Annotated in this window: 17 protein-coding genes and 1 pseudogene; 11 read left to right on the forward strand and 7 right to left on the reverse strand. The window is 52.2% G+C overall.

All coding sequences use genetic code 11. From position 1 onward, the window contains the following. Positions 1-148 precede the first annotated feature (148 nt). Genes hemA through QPL98_RS11930 form a run of 4 tightly spaced genes read left to right on the forward strand, consistent with a single transcriptional unit; the run spans position 149 to position 4,128 of the window. A complete protein-coding gene (gene hemA, locus QPL98_RS11915) occupies positions 149-1,438 on the forward strand; it encodes a glutamyl-tRNA reductase (RefSeq protein ID WP_014420702.1) in 1,290 nt (429 codons plus the stop codon). Beyond that, positions 1,435-2,526 carry a peptide chain release factor 1 gene (gene prfA, locus QPL98_RS11920; protein ID WP_011785823.1) on the forward strand — a complete coding sequence of 364 codons (1,092 nt, stop codon included), beginning with the start codon at positions 1,435-1,437 and terminating at the stop codon, positions 2,524-2,526. Before hemA ends, prfA begins: the two co-directional genes overlap by 4 nt. Further along, positions 2,513-3,370 (forward strand): peptide chain release factor N(5)-glutamine methyltransferase, encoded by an 858-nt coding sequence (gene prmC / locus QPL98_RS11925; RefSeq protein ID WP_226597603.1) that lies wholly within the window; start codon positions 2,513-2,515, stop codon positions 3,368-3,370. The genes prfA and prmC overlap by 14 nt, the downstream gene beginning before the upstream one ends. A gap of 11 nt (positions 3,371-3,381) precedes the next feature. Beyond that, entirely contained in the window at positions 3,382-4,128 is a 747-nt protein-coding gene (locus QPL98_RS11930) for a molybdopterin-synthase adenylyltransferase MoeB (RefSeq protein WP_199452135.1), read from the forward strand. 143 nt (positions 4,129-4,271) lie between these two features. On the opposite strand, the gene phrB is transcribed toward QPL98_RS11930, so the two are convergent. Beyond that, on the reverse strand, positions 4,272-5,663 hold the full coding sequence (gene phrB / locus QPL98_RS11935) for a deoxyribodipyrimidine photo-lyase (protein ID WP_199452136.1): 1,392 nt from the start codon (positions 5,661-5,663) through the stop codon (positions 4,272-4,274). A 151-nt stretch (positions 5,664-5,814) separates the two neighbouring features. Here phrB and QPL98_RS11940 point away from each other — a divergent pair, with 151 nt between their 5' ends. From QPL98_RS11940 to QPL98_RS11965, 6 genes and pseudogenes are all read left to right on the forward strand, one after another. Further along, positions 5,815-6,627, forward strand: a complete 813-nt coding sequence (locus tag QPL98_RS11940; protein ID WP_014420707.1) for a hypothetical protein — start codon at positions 5,815-5,817, stop codon at positions 6,625-6,627. Positions 6,628-6,647: 20 nt separating this feature from the next. Then, on the forward strand, positions 6,648-7,535 hold the full coding sequence (locus QPL98_RS11945) for a mechanosensitive ion channel family protein (RefSeq protein WP_226597600.1): 888 nt from the start codon (positions 6,648-6,650) through the stop codon (positions 7,533-7,535). Next, entirely contained in the window at positions 7,516-8,007 is a 492-nt protein-coding gene (locus tag QPL98_RS11950) for an ATP-dependent zinc protease (protein ID WP_141067731.1), read from the forward strand. The genes QPL98_RS11945 and QPL98_RS11950 overlap by 20 nt, the downstream gene beginning before the upstream one ends. A 2-nt stretch (positions 8,008-8,009) precedes the next feature. Next, entirely contained in the window at positions 8,010-8,915 is a 906-nt protein-coding gene (rimK, locus tag QPL98_RS11955; protein ID WP_011785816.1) for a 30S ribosomal protein S6--L-glutamate ligase, read from the forward strand. A 6-nt stretch (positions 8,916-8,921) separates the two neighbouring features. Then, positions 8,922-9,989, forward strand: coding sequence for a succinylglutamate desuccinylase/aspartoacylase family protein (locus QPL98_RS11960; RefSeq protein ID WP_011785815.1), 1,068 nt, complete (start codon positions 8,922-8,924; stop codon positions 9,987-9,989). Positions 9,990-10,007: 18 nt separating this feature from the next. Further along, positions 10,008-10,268: pseudogene (locus QPL98_RS11965) on the forward strand (YjbQ family protein); the annotation flags it as partial. A gap of 57 nt (positions 10,269-10,325) precedes the next feature. Here QPL98_RS11965 and QPL98_RS11970 read toward each other — a convergent pair. Then, on the reverse strand, positions 10,326-10,784 hold the full coding sequence (locus QPL98_RS11970) for a hypothetical protein (protein ID WP_303293323.1): 459 nt from the start codon (positions 10,782-10,784) through the stop codon (positions 10,326-10,328). Between the two features lie 123 nt (positions 10,785-10,907). Here QPL98_RS11970 and QPL98_RS11975 point away from each other — a divergent pair, with 123 nt between their 5' ends. Next, positions 10,908-11,114 (forward strand): helix-turn-helix domain-containing protein, encoded by a 207-nt coding sequence (locus tag QPL98_RS11975; RefSeq protein WP_303293324.1) that lies wholly within the window; start codon positions 10,908-10,910, stop codon positions 11,112-11,114. Between the two features lie 42 nt (positions 11,115-11,156). Here QPL98_RS11975 and QPL98_RS11980 read toward each other — a convergent pair whose 3' ends face one another. The 5 genes from QPL98_RS11980 to QPL98_RS12000 are packed head-to-tail and all read right to left on the reverse strand — an operon-like array spanning position 11,157 to position 16,944. Then, the gene (locus tag QPL98_RS11980) at positions 11,157-11,648 is read right to left on the reverse strand and encodes a Mov34/MPN/PAD-1 family protein (RefSeq protein ID WP_303293325.1); all 492 of its coding nucleotides are present in this window, start codon (positions 11,646-11,648) and stop codon (positions 11,157-11,159) included. After that, the gene (locus QPL98_RS11985) at positions 11,641-13,302 is read right to left on the reverse strand and encodes a ThiF family adenylyltransferase (RefSeq protein WP_303293326.1); all 1,662 of its coding nucleotides are present in this window, start codon (positions 13,300-13,302) and stop codon (positions 11,641-11,643) included. The genes QPL98_RS11980 and QPL98_RS11985 overlap by 8 nt, the downstream gene beginning before the upstream one ends. Beyond that, on the reverse strand, positions 13,303-14,568 hold the full coding sequence (locus QPL98_RS11990) for a nucleotidyltransferase (RefSeq protein WP_303293327.1): 1,266 nt from the start codon (positions 14,566-14,568) through the stop codon (positions 13,303-13,305). An 11-nt stretch (positions 14,569-14,579) separates the two neighbouring features. Then, a complete protein-coding gene (locus tag QPL98_RS11995; RefSeq protein WP_303293328.1) occupies positions 14,580-16,223 on the reverse strand; it encodes an SAVED domain-containing protein in 1,644 nt (547 codons plus the stop codon). After that, the gene (locus QPL98_RS12000) at positions 16,192-16,944 is read right to left on the reverse strand and encodes a M48 family metallopeptidase (protein ID WP_303293329.1); all 753 of its coding nucleotides are present in this window, start codon (positions 16,942-16,944) and stop codon (positions 16,192-16,194) included. The genes QPL98_RS11995 and QPL98_RS12000 overlap by 32 nt, the downstream gene beginning before the upstream one ends. Positions 16,945-16,958 lie beyond the last annotated feature (14 nt).

The raw sequence follows: 16,958 nt of genomic DNA on the forward strand, positions 1-16,958 counted from the left end.
AAGGCCCTATAATGGCATAAGCGTCTGAACTTGCCCAACCTGTCCGCACTTGCCGAAGGCGACGGGTTTTCGGGTGGCGACTGAGCAGTTGCCCCGGTAGAATGGCGAGTGATTATCCATAATCTGGGCAGGGTTTTCTGTACTCCAAATGGCACTAGTAACGCTGGGAATCAACCATCGCACCGCACCCGTGGAGATCCGCGAGCGTGTGGCGTTCACGCCGGAGCGAATGGCCGAGGCCTTTTCAGAACTCCGTGCTGCCTCCGGTGCCAGCGAGGCGGCTATCCTGTCCACCTGCAACCGGACGGAGCTTTATCTGGCCGGGGATGATGACTGCGCCCCCTCAGTGCTGCGCTGGCTGGCCGGCTTCCACGAGCTGGATGTGGCCGATCTTGAAAACGTACTCTATGTGCATCGGGATTCCGACGCGGTTCGTCATATGATGCGGGTGGCCGCCGGCCTGGACTCCATGGTGTTGGGCGAACCGCAGATTCTGGGCCAGCTCAAGGATGCCTATGCGCTGGCACGGGAGCACAGCGCCACCGGTTCCTTTCTGTCCCGGTTGTTCGAGCAGACTTTTTCCGTAGCCAAACGTGTACGTACCCAGACAGCTATCGGTGAAAACCCGGTGTCGGTTGCCTATGCCTCGGTCAGCATGGCACACCACATTTTTGCGGACATGTCCCGCAACAAGGCGCTGCTGATTGGTGCCGGGAAAACCATTGAGCTGGTAGCCCGACACCTGGCAGAAGCTGGTGTGCGTAGTTTTCTGGTGGCCAACCGTACACTGGAGAAGGCCCAAGCGCTGGCAGAAGCCCACGGAGGTAAAGGCATTCTGCTCTCGGAAATTCCGGATCATCTTTCCGATGTGGATATCGTGATTTCCTCCACCGCCAGCCCCTTGCCGATTCTGGGCAAAGGCGCGGTGGAAAGGGCGTTGAAGAAGCGCAAACACCGGCCCTATTTCATGGTCGACATTGCCGTGCCCCGGGACATCGAACCGGAAGTGGCTTCGCTGGCCGATGTCTACCTCTATACCGTAGACGACCTGCGTCAGGTGATTGAAGAGAATATTCGCTCCCGGGAAGGCGCGGCCCGTGAGGCGGAAAATCTGATCAGCAGTGGCGTTCAGGATTTTCTGGATCAGCTGCGTGCCCTGGATGCGGTTTCCACCCTCAAGGTGTTCCGTCAGCGAGCAGAATTGCTGCGTGATGCGGAAACCGAGAAAGCCCTGCGCGCCCTGCGCAACGGCACTGATCCTGAGACGGCTCTGCGCTCACTGGCGCGGGGCCTGACCAACAAACTTCTGCACCAACCCTCGGTTCAGGTACGCAAGGCGATGGCCGAAGGCCGTACCGAAGTGACCGAATGCCTGAGGGAGCTTTACCAGCTGGACGCACTGGAAGCTGACGAGCCCACCACCACGGAAAAACTATGAAACCATCCATCCAGTCCCGCCTCGAACAGCTTGTTGAACGGTTCGAGGAGGTGAACGCGTTGCTGAGTGATGCCTCGGTGATTGCCAATCAGGATAAATTCCGGGACCTGTCCCGCGAATTCGCCGAGATTGAACCGGTGGTCAAGTGTTTTCAGGCTTGGCGACAGTCTCTGGAGGACATCGATGCGGCCACGGAGCTGGCCAAAGACGGCGATGCAGACATGCGGGAAATGGCCGAAGAGGAGCTGGCCAGTGCCCGGGCTCGCAGTGAAGAGCTGGATGAAGAATTGCAGCGGTTAATGCTGCCCAAAGACCCCAATGACACCAAGAACGTGTTCCTGGAAATCCGTGCCGGCACCGGGGGCGATGAAGCCGCTATCTTTGCCGGCGACCTGTTTCGCATGTATTCCCGCTATGCCGAGAAACGCCGGTGGCAGGTCGAGGTGCTCAGCGAAAATGAAGGGGAGCACGGCGGTTTCAAGGAAATCATCGCCCGCCTCTCTGGCGATGGCGTTTATGGCACCCTGAAATTTGAATCCGGTGCGCACCGGGTGCAGAGAGTGCCGGAAACCGAATCCCAGGGCCGCATTCACACCTCGGCCTGCACGGTTGCTGTAATGCCGGAGGCTGACGAAGCCGAAGCGGTCGAGATCAACAAAGCCGATCTGCGGGTGGATACCTTCCGCTCCTCCGGTGCCGGTGGTCAGCACGTTAACAAAACCGACTCGGCCATCCGCATCACCCACCTGCCCACGGGCATTGTGGTGGAGTGCCAGGAAGAACGTTCCCAGCACAAGAACCGCGCCAAGGCCCTGAGCCTGCTGGCCTCCCGCCTTCAGAATGCCGAACTGGAAAAGCAGCAGAAGAGCATGGCGGAAACACGCAAGAGCCTGGTGGGCAGCGGTGATCGTTCCGAACGTATTCGAACCTACAACTTCCCCCAGGGCCGGGTAACGGATCATCGTATCAACCTGACTCTGTACAAGCTCGACGAAGTGATTGCCGGAGACCTGGACGCCGTGGTGGTTCCCTTGCAGCAGGAGCACCAGGCGGAACTGCTGGCAGATATGGCCAATGAGCAACAGTGAATGTTTGCTCACCTGTGAGGCCCTGCTGAGAGAAGCGGCAGGCCGGATTGGTGGTGACTCTCCCAGGCTGGATGCCGAACTGCTACTGAGCCACATCACCGGCCTGACCCGCACCAGTTTCCGGGCGTGGCCGGAGCGGGACGTGCCGGTGGACCAGGCAGAGCGGTTTTTCGCGTTGGTGGGCGAGCGTGCCAGCGGCCAACCCGTTGCCTATTTGCTGGGGGAGCAGGAGTTCTGGTCTCTCCCTCTCAAAGTCAGTCCGTCCACCCTGATCCCCCGGCCAGATACGGAGTGCGTGGTAGAGGCCGCGCTGTCGCTGGAATTACCCGCCCGCGCAAGCGTGCTGGACCTCGGCACCGGCACCGGTGCTATCGCGCTGGCGCTGGCCAGTGAACAGCCTGGCTGGCGGATTATGGCCAGTGACCGTGTGGAAGACGCGGTCGAGCTGGCCCGGGAAAACAGCCGGCGCCTGGGATTGCCTGTTACCGTGGTAAAGAGCCACTGGTTCGACCAGATTCCCGCCGGAACTTTCGACCTTCTGATTTCCAACCCACCGTATATACCGGCCAGCGACCGTCATTTAAGGGAAGGTGATGTGCGCTTCGAGCCTGAATCTGCCCTTGTGGCCGGAGACGATGGCCTGGACGATATTCGCCTGCTGGTGACCGAAGGACTGAACTGGCTTAACCCCAATGGCTGGATGCTGCTGGAACATGGCTACGACCAGGGCGGCGCCGTACGGGATTTGTTTGCCAAAGCCGGATGGCGCAACATAGAAACCCGCAAAGATTACGGCGGCAATGATCGCATGACCCTGGCCCGGAAACCGGCCAGCGACCAATAGCGAGAACAACCATGCTCAGCGACGAAGAACTCCTCCGCTACAGCCGGCAAATCCTGATGCCCCGGTTCGACATCGCCGGCCAGGAAAAACTCAAAGCCGCCCACGTGCTGGTCATCGGCGCCGGCGGCCTGGGTTGTCCTGTAGCCCTCTACCTTGGCGCAGCAGGTGTTGGCCACTTGACTCTGGTCGACGATGACCAGATCGAACTGGCAAACCTGCAGCGCCAGATCGCCTTTGAGCAAAGCTGGCTGGGCGATTCAAAAGCCGGGCGTCTGGCAGAGCGGGTGAGGGCGATCAATCCGGAAATTACCGTTAATGCGGTGAATCTCCGGGTGGATGGTGATGATTTGCGCCATCTGGTGAGCGAATCCACACTGGTGCTGGACTGCACGGACAACTTCAACACCCGGTTCGCCCTGAACCGGGCTTCGGTTTCTTCGAAAGTGCCCCTGGTTTCGGGTGCTGCAATAAGAGGTGAAGGCCAGCTTTCCGTTTACGATCCCCGTCACCCTGAAAGTCCTTGTTACCACTGCCTGTATCCTGAACAGGGCAACGAAGACCTGACCTGCTCGGAAGCCGGTGTCATCGCTCCGCTCGTCGGCATGATTGGTTCTGCGCAAGCCATGGAAGCCATTAAAGTTATCTCGGAGGTGGGCAAACCTTTGGTGGGCCGTTTGCTCATTCTGGATGCCTGGCAGATGGAATGGCGAGAGATGAAGCTGGCAAGAGATCCCGAGTGCCCAGTCTGCGCAAGTTAACTCCAGGATAGGTCAGGGTTGGGGGAGGTCTTTCCAAAACCCTGTGGAGCCATGGATGGCGGAACGGAGCCTACATGGATGTATTTACGGCGTGTTTTGGAAAGACCTCCCCCAACCCTGACCGGCAACGAGACTCCAAAGTCTCAATCCTTCAGCGCCTGAAACCTGGCGATGGCTTCTTTGCGGGACTCTTTCAGGTCCACAATGGGTCTGGGATAGCCTTTTGGGATAACACCACCCCTGGATGGGTCGTGAATCCGCTTGTTGTCGAGCTTTGCCAGCTCCGGCACCCAGTTCCGAATAAACTCCCCCTTCGGATCAAAGCGCTCACTCTGGGTCACCGGATTGAACACACGAAAGTAGGGCGCAGCATCGGTACCCGTTGAGGCACTCCACTGCCAGCCACCGTTGTTAGACGCCAGAAAGCCATCCACCAGATTCTGCATAAACCAGGCTTCGCCCAGCCGCCAGTCGATGAACAGGTTCTTGGTCAGGAACATGGCAGTGATCATCCGCAGGCGATTGTGCATCCAGCCGGTGGCTTTCAACTGGCGCATGGCTGCATCCACAATAGGGATACCCGTGCGGCCTTCCTTCCAGGCTTCGAAATGCTCGCCCGGCGTATTCCACTCCAGAGCCTCGGTTTCCTCCTTGAACGCACGCCCCATACTCACCCGCGGGTAGTGATAAAGGATATGGATGTAGAAATCCCGCCAGGCGATTTCATTGATCCAGGTTTCCACGCCTTCCCCGGAAAGGCCTGATTGCTTTGCCGCAATCAGGCACTGGCGCCCGGAGAGCACGCCATTGGCCAGGTAGGGGGAGAGCTGGCTGGTGCCATCCAGCGCCGGGAAGTCCCGGTTATCTTTGTAGTCTTTGGCGCGCTCCGTCAGAAACGCCTCCAGCTGCTCGTGAGCGGCATCCTCTCCCGTCGGTACCAGCGGCTCCGGTGCCTCTCTGAACGGCGCAGGCAGGGTGTCGGTCTGTTCGGGTTTGACCGCGTTGCCGATCGCGGCGGGCCTGGGGTGCAGAGTGGGCCGTGTTTCCTCTATCCAACTGCGCCAACGACGGGAGAAAGGCGTAAACACCGAGTAGGGTTCGTTCTGCTGGGTCAGAATCTGGCCGACCGGGGCGACGGTCTGGTCCCGGTACTTGCTCACCCGGATGCCGAAATCCACCAGGCGATCGCGCAGTGCTTTATCCCTGCGGCGTTCGTTAATGCCGTACTCCTCGTTGAAATGGACGTCGGCAATGTCACTGTCCTTGCAGAACTGCAGCAGTGCATCGCTGCCATCCGAAAAACGCTCGGCGTTCAGGAATGTCAGTGGAACGCCAAGCTCAGCCAGTTCCCGGGCCAGGGCGTTGGCGTGTTCAAGAACAAAGCGTACCCGGGCGGCAGACCAGTCGTGTTCCTGCCATTGCTGAGGGGTGACTACAAAACACGCGCGCACCGGTTCTCCTGATTGGCACGCGGCCGTCAGGGCAGGGTTGTCGGCAAGCCGAAGGTCGTTACGGAACCACACCAGTTGTGTCATCGGGTCATCCAGGTCGTTGACGGGTGCATATAAGGGTAAATACAACCCAAAAAATCATAGGCTTGTATATTCGCTGCAACTACCGGATTGGATTATAGTTAAAACCAGCCGCCACCGAATCACGCTGACAACAAGGAGCCGTTTCGCAGGCATGACCGAGCAAACCGAAAGCCAGCGCGAAGGTGTCTGGGCGCACCCCTATCAACTGGCATCCGGCCAGACACAGCAACATCAGCTTGGACATACCCGGGTCTGGATTACCCTGCTGGATCTTGAGTGGCAGGTGCGTGAGGAGAAGCTGGATATTCATTCCGATCCCCTGCATTGGCAGGAAACCCTGGGCCATACCGTGCCATCCGCTGATATTCCGGTGCAGCGTTTTGTGCGTATGGATGATCAAGGTATCGTCCGCTTCAACCCCGCTATGGGCTGTCGTCCCACGGTTATACGGCCATTCCAGCCTTTAACCATTCCTGCCGGTGGGCGCTGTTTGCTTTACGTGGGAACATCCTTGTGGATGAAAGTGTGTGTAGGCGATGGGCAAACAGAGCTGACCGAGATCCCGCTGGCCGTGCCCTCCATGACCTGGCTTGGCCGTAACACCATGGAGGGCGAGCTTTGCTACGCTTCCTCCACGTTTGGTCGTCTGGCACTTGAGGCGGTGCCGAAACGTCCCTGGCGGGCCGTTACTCCGGTGACCATCATCAATCGCCGTGAGCAGGCACTGCTGCTGGAAAGGTTCAGCCTGCCCACGCCATTGCTGGCCCTTTATCGTAACGAGCGTGGACAGCTGTGGACGCCGGGTGTCACGGTAGAGTGTGAAACCGATATGAACTCTGCCAGCCTGAATATTGAACAGTCGGTACCCGCCTGTGCCGGTCAATGCCAACTGGTGGCGCCGCCCCGGGAAAAGCTGGCCAAAGGGCGCCGCCTGGTGCGGGCGTTTGACCGAATGTTTGGCTGACAGAATCAGGAGCAACTCTGTTGATTGAGGCTATTGAGGCTACGTTTATTCAATTGATCAGTGGCATTGCCTGGGGGCAGTGGCTGGCGGCGGGATTTTTGCTGGTGCTGGGTATCTTCCTGGGTACCATGCTGGCTCGGAGCGTCGGGCGGCTGGTCGAAAGCCGCACTTCACGGCACCACCAGGTGCTCATCCGGCGCCTGGTGTTCTATGTGATTTTCGTGCTGTTTGCTATCGCAGCGCTGCGGGAAGCCGGGTTTTCACTGGAAGTGGTGCTGGGGGCGGCCGGTATTCTCACGGTAGCCATTGGCTTTGCTTCGCAGACATCGGCTTCCAACATCATCAGTGGCCTGTTTCTGGTGATGGAGCGTCCGTTTGAGATAGGCGATGTCATCGAAGCGGATGCCACCATTGGTGAGGTGGTGGCGATTGATCTGCTCAGTGTAAAGCTGAGAACACCGGACAACCTGTATGTGCGTATCCCCAATGAAACCCTGATCAAAACCCGGGTGGTGAACCGGTCCCGGTTTCCGATCCGGCGGATCGATTTGGTGATCGGTATCGCCTACGCTGAAGATGTGGAGCGGGTGCGGGATCTGTTGCTCGGGCTGGCGGAGACCAATCCGCATTGCCTGGAAGAGCCCCGGCCATTTGTGCTGGTGACCGGTTTCGGGCCTTCGTCTGTGGATCTCCAGTTTTCCTTCTGGGTGGCCCGGGAGGATTTCCTGGAAGGTAAAGGCGGCATGATGGTCGCTATCAAGAAAGCACTGGACGGGGCTGGTATTGAAATACCGTTTCCTCACACCAGTGTCTACGCCGGCAGTCATTCCGAACCTTTCCGCATACAGCTGGTCGGGTCGGGACAACAGCAAGAAAAGGAATTACCGGATGTCGACAATAAAACCTGAAGCCATTAAAACCACTCCCCCGAAAGCCGCGGAGAACAAGGTTAGTCTGGGGTGGCGGGAATGGGTGGCGCTGCCTGATCTTGATATCCAGCGTATCAAGGCCAAGGTGGATACTGGCGCCAGGACATCCTGTCTGCACACGTTCCGAACCGAGCCCTATACCGAAAACGGCGAACGTCGTGTGAAGTTCTGGGTGCACCCGGTTCAGAACGACCTGCACCATGTGGTGGAATGCGATGCCCGGGTGCTGGATGAGCGCACGGTATCGGATTCCGGTGGCCACAAGGAGCAACGCCTGGTGATTCAAACCACGCTGGTCCTGGGCGACCAGAGCTGGCCCATTGAAATGACTCTGACCAACCGGGACTCCATGCGGTTCCGGATGTTACTTGGGCGCACCGCCATGGCGGGACGCTCAACGATTTACCCCGAAGCTTCTTATCTTGCCGGCGAGCCGGCACCAAGGACCTGACTATGAAAATTGCGGTACTGTCCCGAAACCGTCACCTGTATTCGACCCGGCGTCTGGTGGAGGAAGGCATTAACCGTGGCCACGAAGTGAAGGTCATCGACTGCCTGCACTGCTCCATGAACATCACCTCTGCCGACCCGAAAATCCACTACCACGAAGAGGTGCTGGAAGATTTTGATGTTGTGATTCCCCGCATTGGTGCCTCGGTCACGTTTTACGGCACTGCGGTGCTCAGGCAGTTTGAGATGATGGGCGTGTTTCCGGTGAATGAATCGGTTGCCATTACCCGTTCGCGCGACAAGCTGCGCTCTTTACAGTTGCTGGCCCGCAAAGGTGTCGGCATGCCGGTGACCGGTTTTGCCAATAAACCGGACAACGTGCCGGAATTGCTGAAAATGGTGGGGGGGGCTCCGGTGGTGATCAAGCTGCTGCAGGGCACCCAGGGCATCGGCGTGGTGCTGGCGGAAACCCGCAAGGCGGCAGAAAGCGTGATCGAGGCCTTTATGGGCCTGAAAGCCGATATTCTGGTGCAGGAGTTCATCAAGGAAGCTGGTGGCGCCGATATTCGCTGCTTTGTGATCGGCGACAAGGTTATTGCTGCCATGAAACGCCAGGGCGCTGAAGGCGAATTCCGCTCCAATCTGCACCGCGGTGGCACCGCCTCGCTGGTGAGAATTACTCCGGAAGAGCGCCGAACTGCCATTACTGCCGCCAAAGCCATGGGCCTGAACGTCGCCGGCGTGGACCTGCTGCGTTCCAGCCGAGGTCCGTTGGTGATGGAAGTGAATTCCTCGCCTGGCCTGGAGGGTATTGAAAATGCCACCGGGAAGAACGTGGCGGGCATGATCATCAACTGGACCGAAAAGAACTATAAACCCTGGAAAACCAAAACCCGGGGCAGGGGATAAGAAGGCATGGCCAGAGCTCCGTTTGAGATTGCCGGCGTAGAGGTGAAAGCCGGTACCCGGGAGACCGTGGAAGTCCCGGTGGCAAAACTCTACACCCATACCCCGCTGCATATTCCGGTGGAAGTGGTACACGGCCGCCGGGATGGCCCGGTATTGATGGTCTGTGGCGCCATCCACGGCGATGAGATCAACGGTGTTGAAATCGTCCGCCGTGTATTGAAGAACTCCGCGCTGCGGCACCTGAGGGGCACCCTGGTGGCGGTCCCGATTGTCAATATCTTCGGGTTCGTGCAGCGTACCCGCTACCTGCCGGACCGGCGGGATCTGAACCGCTGTTTCCCGGGCTCAGAGAGTGGTTCTCTGGGCGGGCGTATTGCCTATCTGTTGCGCACCCAGATCATGGAAAGCGTCACCCACATTATCGATCTGCATACCGGCGCCATTCACCGGTTCAACCTGCCGCAGATCCGCGCCGAGCTGAAAAACCCGGAAACTTCCCGCATGGCTGAAGCCTTTGGAGCGCCGATCATTATCAATGCCGGTCTGCGCGAAGGCAGCCTGCGTGCGTACGCCGATTCACTGGATATTCCGGTCATTACTTTTGAAGGCGGCGAAGCCCTGCGCTTTGACGATGTCGTCATTGCCAGCGGCGTGAAGGGCATTATCCGGGTAATGAGGGAACTGGAAATGGTGCCGGCCAAGAAAGGCCCCAAGGCGCCGAAAAAGCGTTCGGAAACGGCGGCCAATTCGCAGTGGGTGCGGGCAGACATCGACGGTATCATGCGGCCGGTGGCCAGGCTGGGCCAGAAGGTCCGCAAAGGGCAGCGGCTGGCCATGGTAGCCGATCCCTTTGGCGAGACTGAAGTGGCTATTACTTCACCCTGTTCCGGGATCGTCATCTGTGTGAACAACCTGCCCTTGGTGAACGAAGGTGAGGCCATCTACCACGTGGCGCGGTTTGATGAGTTGGGTGAGGCCGAGAAGGCCATGGACTACTTCCGCAGTTCCTTCGAGAGCGAGATGTCGGAAGAAGCCGTGGTGCCGGTACACCCCTGGGATGAACTTCAGAAATAACCGACTGTTGGAGCACGTATGATCTGGCACCAGAACACTATTGAGCTGGCCCCGCTGCCCAGGGGATTTAACCTGGTGACCAACGAAATCCTGGCCCAGGCGCCGGAACTGACGAACTGCGAAGTGGGGTTGCTGAATCTGTTCATTCAGCATACCTCCGCTTCTCTTGCCATCAATGAGAACGCCGACCCGGACGTACGTGGCGATCTGGAGCGTCACTTCAATGTGATGGTGCCGGAACACGCCGACTATTACGAGCACACCATGGAAGGCCCTGATGTACGGGTTATATAGACACGGATTATCGTACCGGGTTATGTAGTGGCTATATGGACATCAGGTTTTCCAGTCAATCAGCTCTCTTACAGGCACATCATACATATCTTCAGTGAGCTGGTTCTGAAGGCTCTCATTATCCAGATACTTAGCCAGTTTCGTTGCGACACTAGCAGGGTGGCGTTTTAGCTCTTCGGCCATTTGCCTGCATGTACAGGCCAGTTCAATCATGTCGTACAGCACCTCTTCATCATCTTTAGACCAGGTCTTGCCAAAATTTTCTGGTAAATCAAGTTCCTCAGTTAGGTATCGGTGATAGAAATCTGATAGTTCACCCATGAAGATTGCTGATACTGCACCGTTTGATGAGATCTTCTGGTATCGCCCAGACCGAGGCCACAGGTACCATTGACGGCCTTTGTAATAGAGCAGGTACTTGTATTTGCTGACTTTTCTAAATCTAAGTCCTGGGTGATTCAGTATTCTTTCCAGTTGATTTTGTTGCTTGTTGCTCCACATACGCTCATCCCCTTTTCCTTATGATTGGTTAAGCGTACCGCAAAAAACCGGAAAATGAGCGATATATCCCGTGGTGATATATTCACTACTTGGTGATAGTTCTGTTTTTTGAACAGAGCAATCATGAAAGATCCACGTTTAGTCGCATTTGGGGAAAGAGTGCGTCAGATAAGAAAAGAGAAAGGGCTGTCGCAAGAAGCATTGGCCGATTTGGCTGGGATCGACCGCAGTTATATGGGACACATTGAGCGAGGTGATCAGAATGTCACTCTCACAAAAATACATCAAATTGCAGATGCTTTAGATGTGCTAGCAACTGATTTACTTTAGGTAATGGTTGGTTATTTGTTAACATCTTGTGATGTTTTTTCCTTAATCTTTTGATTCTTTGAGTTTTACCCATCTGTTATTTTTATCTGTGCTAGCCAGCCAAATGCCTAAACTTTCAGGTGATTTCCTGTTTCCAACTATTACCTGAATGAATCCAGTCATCTCACCATTGCAAGCTTCTAGATATTTTAAAGTGGTAATGCGATCATCATTTGAAGGATGAGGGATTGGTTCGGGATGAGTGTGCCATAATCCGATTGCATGAAATCCATCATTAAACAATCGCTTTCTATCGTTATTTAATTGACGTAAATTTGGATTGAAGAGATTTGCTGAGCGCGTATCGTTAGGATTAGGTCCAGTTGCGATCGAGATTGTGACTAGTCGTTCATGAGGGTTTTTGCTGAAAAGCTGACCTCCAGCTTCTTTGTCATTTCTATTGACTTGAGCATAACGATAGATGTGCTCAAGAACCGAGCTCGTAAATTGCAATGTCCCGGCACCATTAGGTAGAGTAAAATATCTCTCAGTCAAAATTTAGCTCTCTAACTACACCATCTTCATCATTTGCAAAACTTGCCCAATCTCTAAGCTTTAATCCGCGGTAATGTTTGTCCAAATACTTTTGTCCTCGAATCCAATGCCGGATTCTTGAATTTAAAACTTTATTATCTATGAGCTCAAGTGCTGCTTCGGTGGTCAAAGCTACTGCATGGAGAGCAGCCGTGGATGTATAACTTTGAAATGTACTGCTACAAGATGGTTCTCTAGCGATAACTTCTTCGGGCCAATCGACGGCATTAAATCTATCCAGTCTATCAATGTTATCGGTAAACCATGAGGTATCAGCCTTTAGTAGGCATACATGAGCGGCAGCTACGTAGGGTTCCATCCATGCAATTAGACAGTCCGTGGAATACTTTTTTCTTTCTTTTTCTACAATTTGCCTAACTTCAGGCTCACCAGTAAGATCTAAAATCACATCAACATCTTTGAGTCCATGCTTTTTCAGCCATTCATGTATAGTCATTGATATGCCAGTAGCATTGCAGCTTGGCCAGCGAACTGAAATACTTTGGGCAAGTTGCAGTGCTTTGGAGTACCCAATCGAATTTGCTCCTAAAGCATGCCGTCCGATATTGGCCGAACATAGATTATCATCATCTACTAATGTCAGTTTACCAACTCCTGCTTTAGCTAGTTGTTCCGCTACGGGGCTGCCTAAAGCGCCCACACCAATAATTAACACATGTTTCTGTTGTCTGGCTATATATTCAGGATGTTGGTCTCTTCCAGTTGTCCAGCCAACATCTAATCTTTCAACCTTCAGAGGTACAAGGCAGCTGCTAGGAAATGACTTGGTGGAGTTTATTGCTTTTACTTTGGAGGGAGGTCCTCCGGGTAAAAGATAGCCAAATGAGCAGCCTGGAGCTCTAAATATAACGACTTTATGACGTTCATTTCCGCGGCGACCTATTGACGTAAAAAATTTCGTCGCCTCGGAATATCCAAGCTTCGCTGTAACGAGTCGTCTGATATCGCTAATATTTTTTGGCCAGTTGTCTGGAGTAAATGTGAATGCAATCGGGATTTCAGCGATTTTAACTTTTGAAATAGTCCTTCCGTTACCAAGTGAATTGGAGTAACGGGTTTTAATAGGAGAATCATCGCCAACTATTACAAGCTTACGACTTTCTATGAATATTGACTTATATACCCTCGGTATTTCAGGTACTTGATCTGTTGTAAATATTTTGACTATTGGCTGGTTTTGGTTAAACCTTTTTAAACAGTATATTTCCCAATAGTTCATGGCTTCTTGGGAAAAGTGAGTGTCTAGCAACCCTTTTGACCATGGCTCAAGGAACGATGAATAAAATAGGTCAATAATCTGATCGATTCTTTCCTCGGGCGTAGCACCGCTCATAGAGCCAGGGTCGCCATCTATGCATAGGCGGCCATCATGCTCTATATGTGGAATCTCCAATATATATTTCTTGGGAAGATATACTCGCGCTAATGCCCCACCTGAAAAATTGGGCGGAATATCTAACCATGCTGCGTCAATAGACCGTCCATCTGGCAATTCTGGCAAATAAATAGGGAAGCGTCGTATGCCATTAGTTGATTCAATCTCATCTAGAAGGCACGCATGATCCTTAAGAAATAAGTTAATGCTTTCAGACAATTACGCTAACCCTCTGGAAGGGGGGGCTACGTGTGGCTTTGTAGGCTGTTTAGGAGCTAAACCGCCACCTTCCGTTGGTGTGGTAGGACTTTGAGCAGATATACAACCAAATACTTCTTTTATAATTTTCCTTCTAGAAACATGATCATTGGCACTCATAATCGAATTGAGGTCTTCTAGAAGTAGCCCTGTCCAAATATCAAAAGTCTGCTTTAATTTGTGATTCTCATTCCATTTCTCTGCGAAATTTTCACCTTCAACTGTTGGGTTTGCAATCCAATACTTGTCTCCAATAAATTCGACCATGTGTGGCATCAGTTCAACAAGGTCAATTAGTAGCTCTATTGGATGAGTATAAACAGCTCCCTTATCTGCTAAGCCCTCATAACATTGAGTCAGCAGGGTAACTATAATAATTGAGATTGGTTTAAGTTCTGGCTCTACAAAATTCCTTCTAACAGCCATGTCTCGATGTCTTTTAAGAAGTCGAATTGCAACACGCAAAGTGTCAGATATTTTCACCTCTTGCTCAGGTACAGGGGTGACACTTTCCGCACTGTAGCTATCCCTAATTGATTTCTGAATAAGCCATTGAAGTAATGGTCTTGCTGATTGATCTGATACCCAGTTTGAAAAACCTTCAGGGTTTGATGTCTTCCATTGTTTGGTTGGAGTATCAACAACAGCTAATGCTTTATCTCTATAACGATTTGTTGGTGTAAACGAGATTTGGCCTGAATTGGATTGAGGAACTTTATCCAGAGGAGTCGAAGGGGTGAATTCTATATAGTATCGACGACCTTGGAAATCGACTTTCCAGCATCTTTTTTTGGGCTCGGCATTCCATGTCGCAAGAGCAGAACCAATCTTTTCATAAAAATCCATTGGTTCATTTACTTCAATCATAGATAAATCAACTGAGCATACCGCATCGATGTCGAATTTTGAGTTATCTGGGGATCTAATTAAAGTTTTGGTGCTCACGGAACCTTGTGGAATTATGCGAATTGAATCATTTGGCCAATTTAGTTTTTCAACTAGTTTGTTGGCGATTTTTTCGTAGTCAGATGATGCTTCATCAAAAACTTCTTCATCAACTTTAATATGGTCGTTAACCATCTGAATATCTTCAGCGAGCCCTTCAAGGATGTAGCCTGAGTCCTGAAAGCTTTCTAAGGAAAGGGACTTTCGCAATGTTTTCTGAACCTGCGCGTCACGTTTTTCTATCGCAGAGATTACTAGATTTGAGTATTTAGTATTCTTCACTTTTATATCCTCTATCTAAGGCCTATTTGATGCTCTTGGTCACTTTTCATACCAACTGACTTTACACTATTGCCAGTTATATCAAGGGCCGGAATAAAAATATTCGAACCGTCAGGTCTATCGTAGACTCTGCATGTTGAATGATTTCCTGCTTGTAACATTTGCCCAAATTTAAAAATTGTACTAGCTGGTGAAACGCCGAAAACGTGTATCACTTTGACTCTCCATGAGTCCTGAATCGTCTTTATGGCTTGTCTTGCAAGAGCTGAAAAGTTGTCTAATTGTGATTTTGAATTAATGCAAGTTGGTCCTGGATCGGTATTGGTGATTCGAATCCAACCTATATTTTTCTCTTTAACAGAGTGTTTTAACTCTTCGGGAAGAGCGCTGGTATCCAGTTCGGCCGTTAGTTCGAAAGAAAGAATTGCTTCTTCCATGCCAGAGCTACTGCAGAGTTCATGTGATATATTAAATTGCGAATCTGAAGTAGAGGGGGGATTTGGCCAATTCCACGTCTTTAGATCTCGATCATATTGGAAAACTTCGACATTCCTGGCTTCACCGATAATCCTTCCTGCCAAAACTAGAACTGGAACTAAGTGAAGAGGGAAAATTCCAAGAACGTCAGGTCTTACAAATGAATTTTGAGAGGGTTTGTTACTGGTGAAACTAATTAACTCTCTTATGTCTGACTCATGCTCGTGAAGAAAATGTCCCCAAAAGCCTGGGCGACTTCGATCGTCTCGCTGGGTTCTTCGGATCATGTGTTTGATTTCTGGAAGTGGACCAAGATTTCGGCTAAGTGCTGAGCGGCAAAGTTCTGATTTAGATACATTTGTTGGCACTTGAGCTAAATCGGCCAGCAGAGTTATAAGTTGTATGGTGGGATACCGCAAACTATCCAGTAAAAAACTAACTTTTGCCGCATGTTCATCACGCATCAGCTGTAAATCAGATGCCGGATGACCAGCTACATCTATCCTATCTATCAGCCTATGATGACCATCACACATGAGCATTATGTTTTCTGGGGTATCTGATAGTGCATGAGAGTTCCCATTCCCTCTTGGACCATCGGGATCGGAAGCTATGATGTGAGCCAAATAGGCAATCCTTGCAGTTTTCGTTGTTAAGGGAGTGGCTCCAAGATCCTGGCCGCATCCCCGGTACATACATCTTCCCCCTGCGTCATGCCATACCTTAGAAGCCGTGGTAGGAGATATTGCTTTCCCTCGGCCTTGGCCAAATAGCTCATCCCTTGCTTTTTTAAGATCATTAATATCTTTTACATTTGCATCTAGCAACGTCCAGTCTGGCTTTGATGTCTCGCTTTCTGCTAGTTCGTCACAAGGAAGCTCTATGCGTTTAAGCATATTAGCTTTAGAAAGCTTTTTGAGAACTGATACAGTTGCCTTTCCTAAGTCACCAACCACTAACTGGGAGGGTTCAGCACTTTGTTCATAAACTTTGAATAAGTATTTAGCGTATGCATAAACAACAGACTTTTCTGTTGTGTGGCGTATAGATAGCCAGGCGGCTAACTCAGTGTCTGATAAACTTGACGGTTTAACTTCAGGCATTTTCGCCTTGCTTTGCATTCGTATTCCATTTGACATTCTTTTATCACCATTCAATATAGACAGAAGCCATCCCATCCAATCGCTCTTTCGTCATTTCCCACTTCGGCATTACCTGACCCATTAACCGATAGAACCGCTCGCTGTGGTTATGTTCGGCGATGTGGCAAAGCTCGTGCAAAATCACATAATTAATGCACTCACGAGGCGCTTTAACAAGGTGAGGGTTCAGGGTGATTCGGCCATTGGGTGAACAGCTTCCCCATTGAGTTTGCATGGTCAGTATGCGCAGCGGTGGTCGTTCCTCTACCCAAAGGGCTTGTTCCAGCATCGCATCAAGGCGCTTGGCGAAGGTTTCCTTGGCCCGCGCTTTGTACCAGTCTGTTAGTAGCTCTTTAACCTTGTCAGCGGACTTCGTTCTTACTGAAACTTCCAACTTGCCACGTAATAGTTTCACGCCTTGAACCTGCTCAGGCGCTTCAATCACTTTCAGCAGGTACTGTTTTCCCAGATAGTAATGGCTCTCACCACTGATGTATTGCCGTGGTGTGGTGAATTCAAGCTGTTTGCGGAAATCCCGAAGCTGCTCGTATATCCAGCGTCCACGCTTTTTAACAGCAGATAACACGGCTTCGCTCTCAGCCCCCTCAGGAGCCGATGCGATTACCCGACAATCGGGATGAACCTTAATTAACACCTTGCCAGTCGCCTGCGGGCGCGTAACTCGCTCAAACGTAATCTGCTCGTCGCCGTAGCGAAAGCTCATGGTCTGACTTTGAGGTTTAATCGGCACATTCATCTGGTTATACCCGT

The organism is Marinobacter sp. ST-43, assembly GCF_030541085.1.
GTDB lineage: Bacteria > Pseudomonadota > Gammaproteobacteria > Pseudomonadales > Oleiphilaceae > Marinobacter > Marinobacter nauticus.

Excerpts from the sequence above, each read along its gene's own strand:
- prfA (WP_011785823.1), top strand. The coding sequence starts at position 1,435 with ATGAAACCATCCATCCAGTCCCGCCTCGAACAGCTTGTTGAACGGTTC.
- QPL98_RS11975 (WP_303293324.1), top strand. The coding sequence starts at position 10,908 with ATGAAAGATCCACGTTTAGTCGCATTTGGGGAAAGAGTGCGTCAGATA.
- QPL98_RS11950 (WP_141067731.1), top strand. The coding sequence starts at position 7,516 with ATGTCGACAATAAAACCTGAAGCCATTAAAACCACTCCCCCGAAAGCC.
- QPL98_RS12000 (WP_303293329.1), bottom strand. The coding sequence starts at position 16,944 with ATGAATGTGCCGATTAAACCTCAAAGTCAGACCATGAGCTTTCGCTAC.
- rimK (WP_011785816.1), top strand. The coding sequence starts at position 8,010 with ATGAAAATTGCGGTACTGTCCCGAAACCGTCACCTGTATTCGACCCGG.
- QPL98_RS11970 (WP_303293323.1), bottom strand. The coding sequence starts at position 10,784 with ATGTGGAGCAACAAGCAACAAAATCAACTGGAAAGAATACTGAATCAC.
- hemA (WP_014420702.1), top strand. The coding sequence starts at position 149 with ATGGCACTAGTAACGCTGGGAATCAACCATCGCACCGCACCCGTGGAG.
- QPL98_RS11940 (WP_014420707.1), top strand. The coding sequence starts at position 5,815 with ATGACCGAGCAAACCGAAAGCCAGCGCGAAGGTGTCTGGGCGCACCCC.
- prmC (WP_226597603.1), top strand. The coding sequence starts at position 2,513 with ATGAGCAACAGTGAATGTTTGCTCACCTGTGAGGCCCTGCTGAGAGAA.
- QPL98_RS11995 (WP_303293328.1), bottom strand. The coding sequence starts at position 16,223 with ATGGGATGGCTTCTGTCTATATTGAATGGTGATAAAAGAATGTCAAAT.
- phrB (WP_199452136.1), bottom strand. The coding sequence starts at position 5,663 with ATGACACAACTGGTGTGGTTCCGTAACGACCTTCGGCTTGCCGACAAC.
- QPL98_RS11930 (WP_199452135.1), top strand. The coding sequence starts at position 3,382 with ATGCTCAGCGACGAAGAACTCCTCCGCTACAGCCGGCAAATCCTGATG.
- QPL98_RS11960 (WP_011785815.1), top strand. The coding sequence starts at position 8,922 with ATGGCCAGAGCTCCGTTTGAGATTGCCGGCGTAGAGGTGAAAGCCGGT.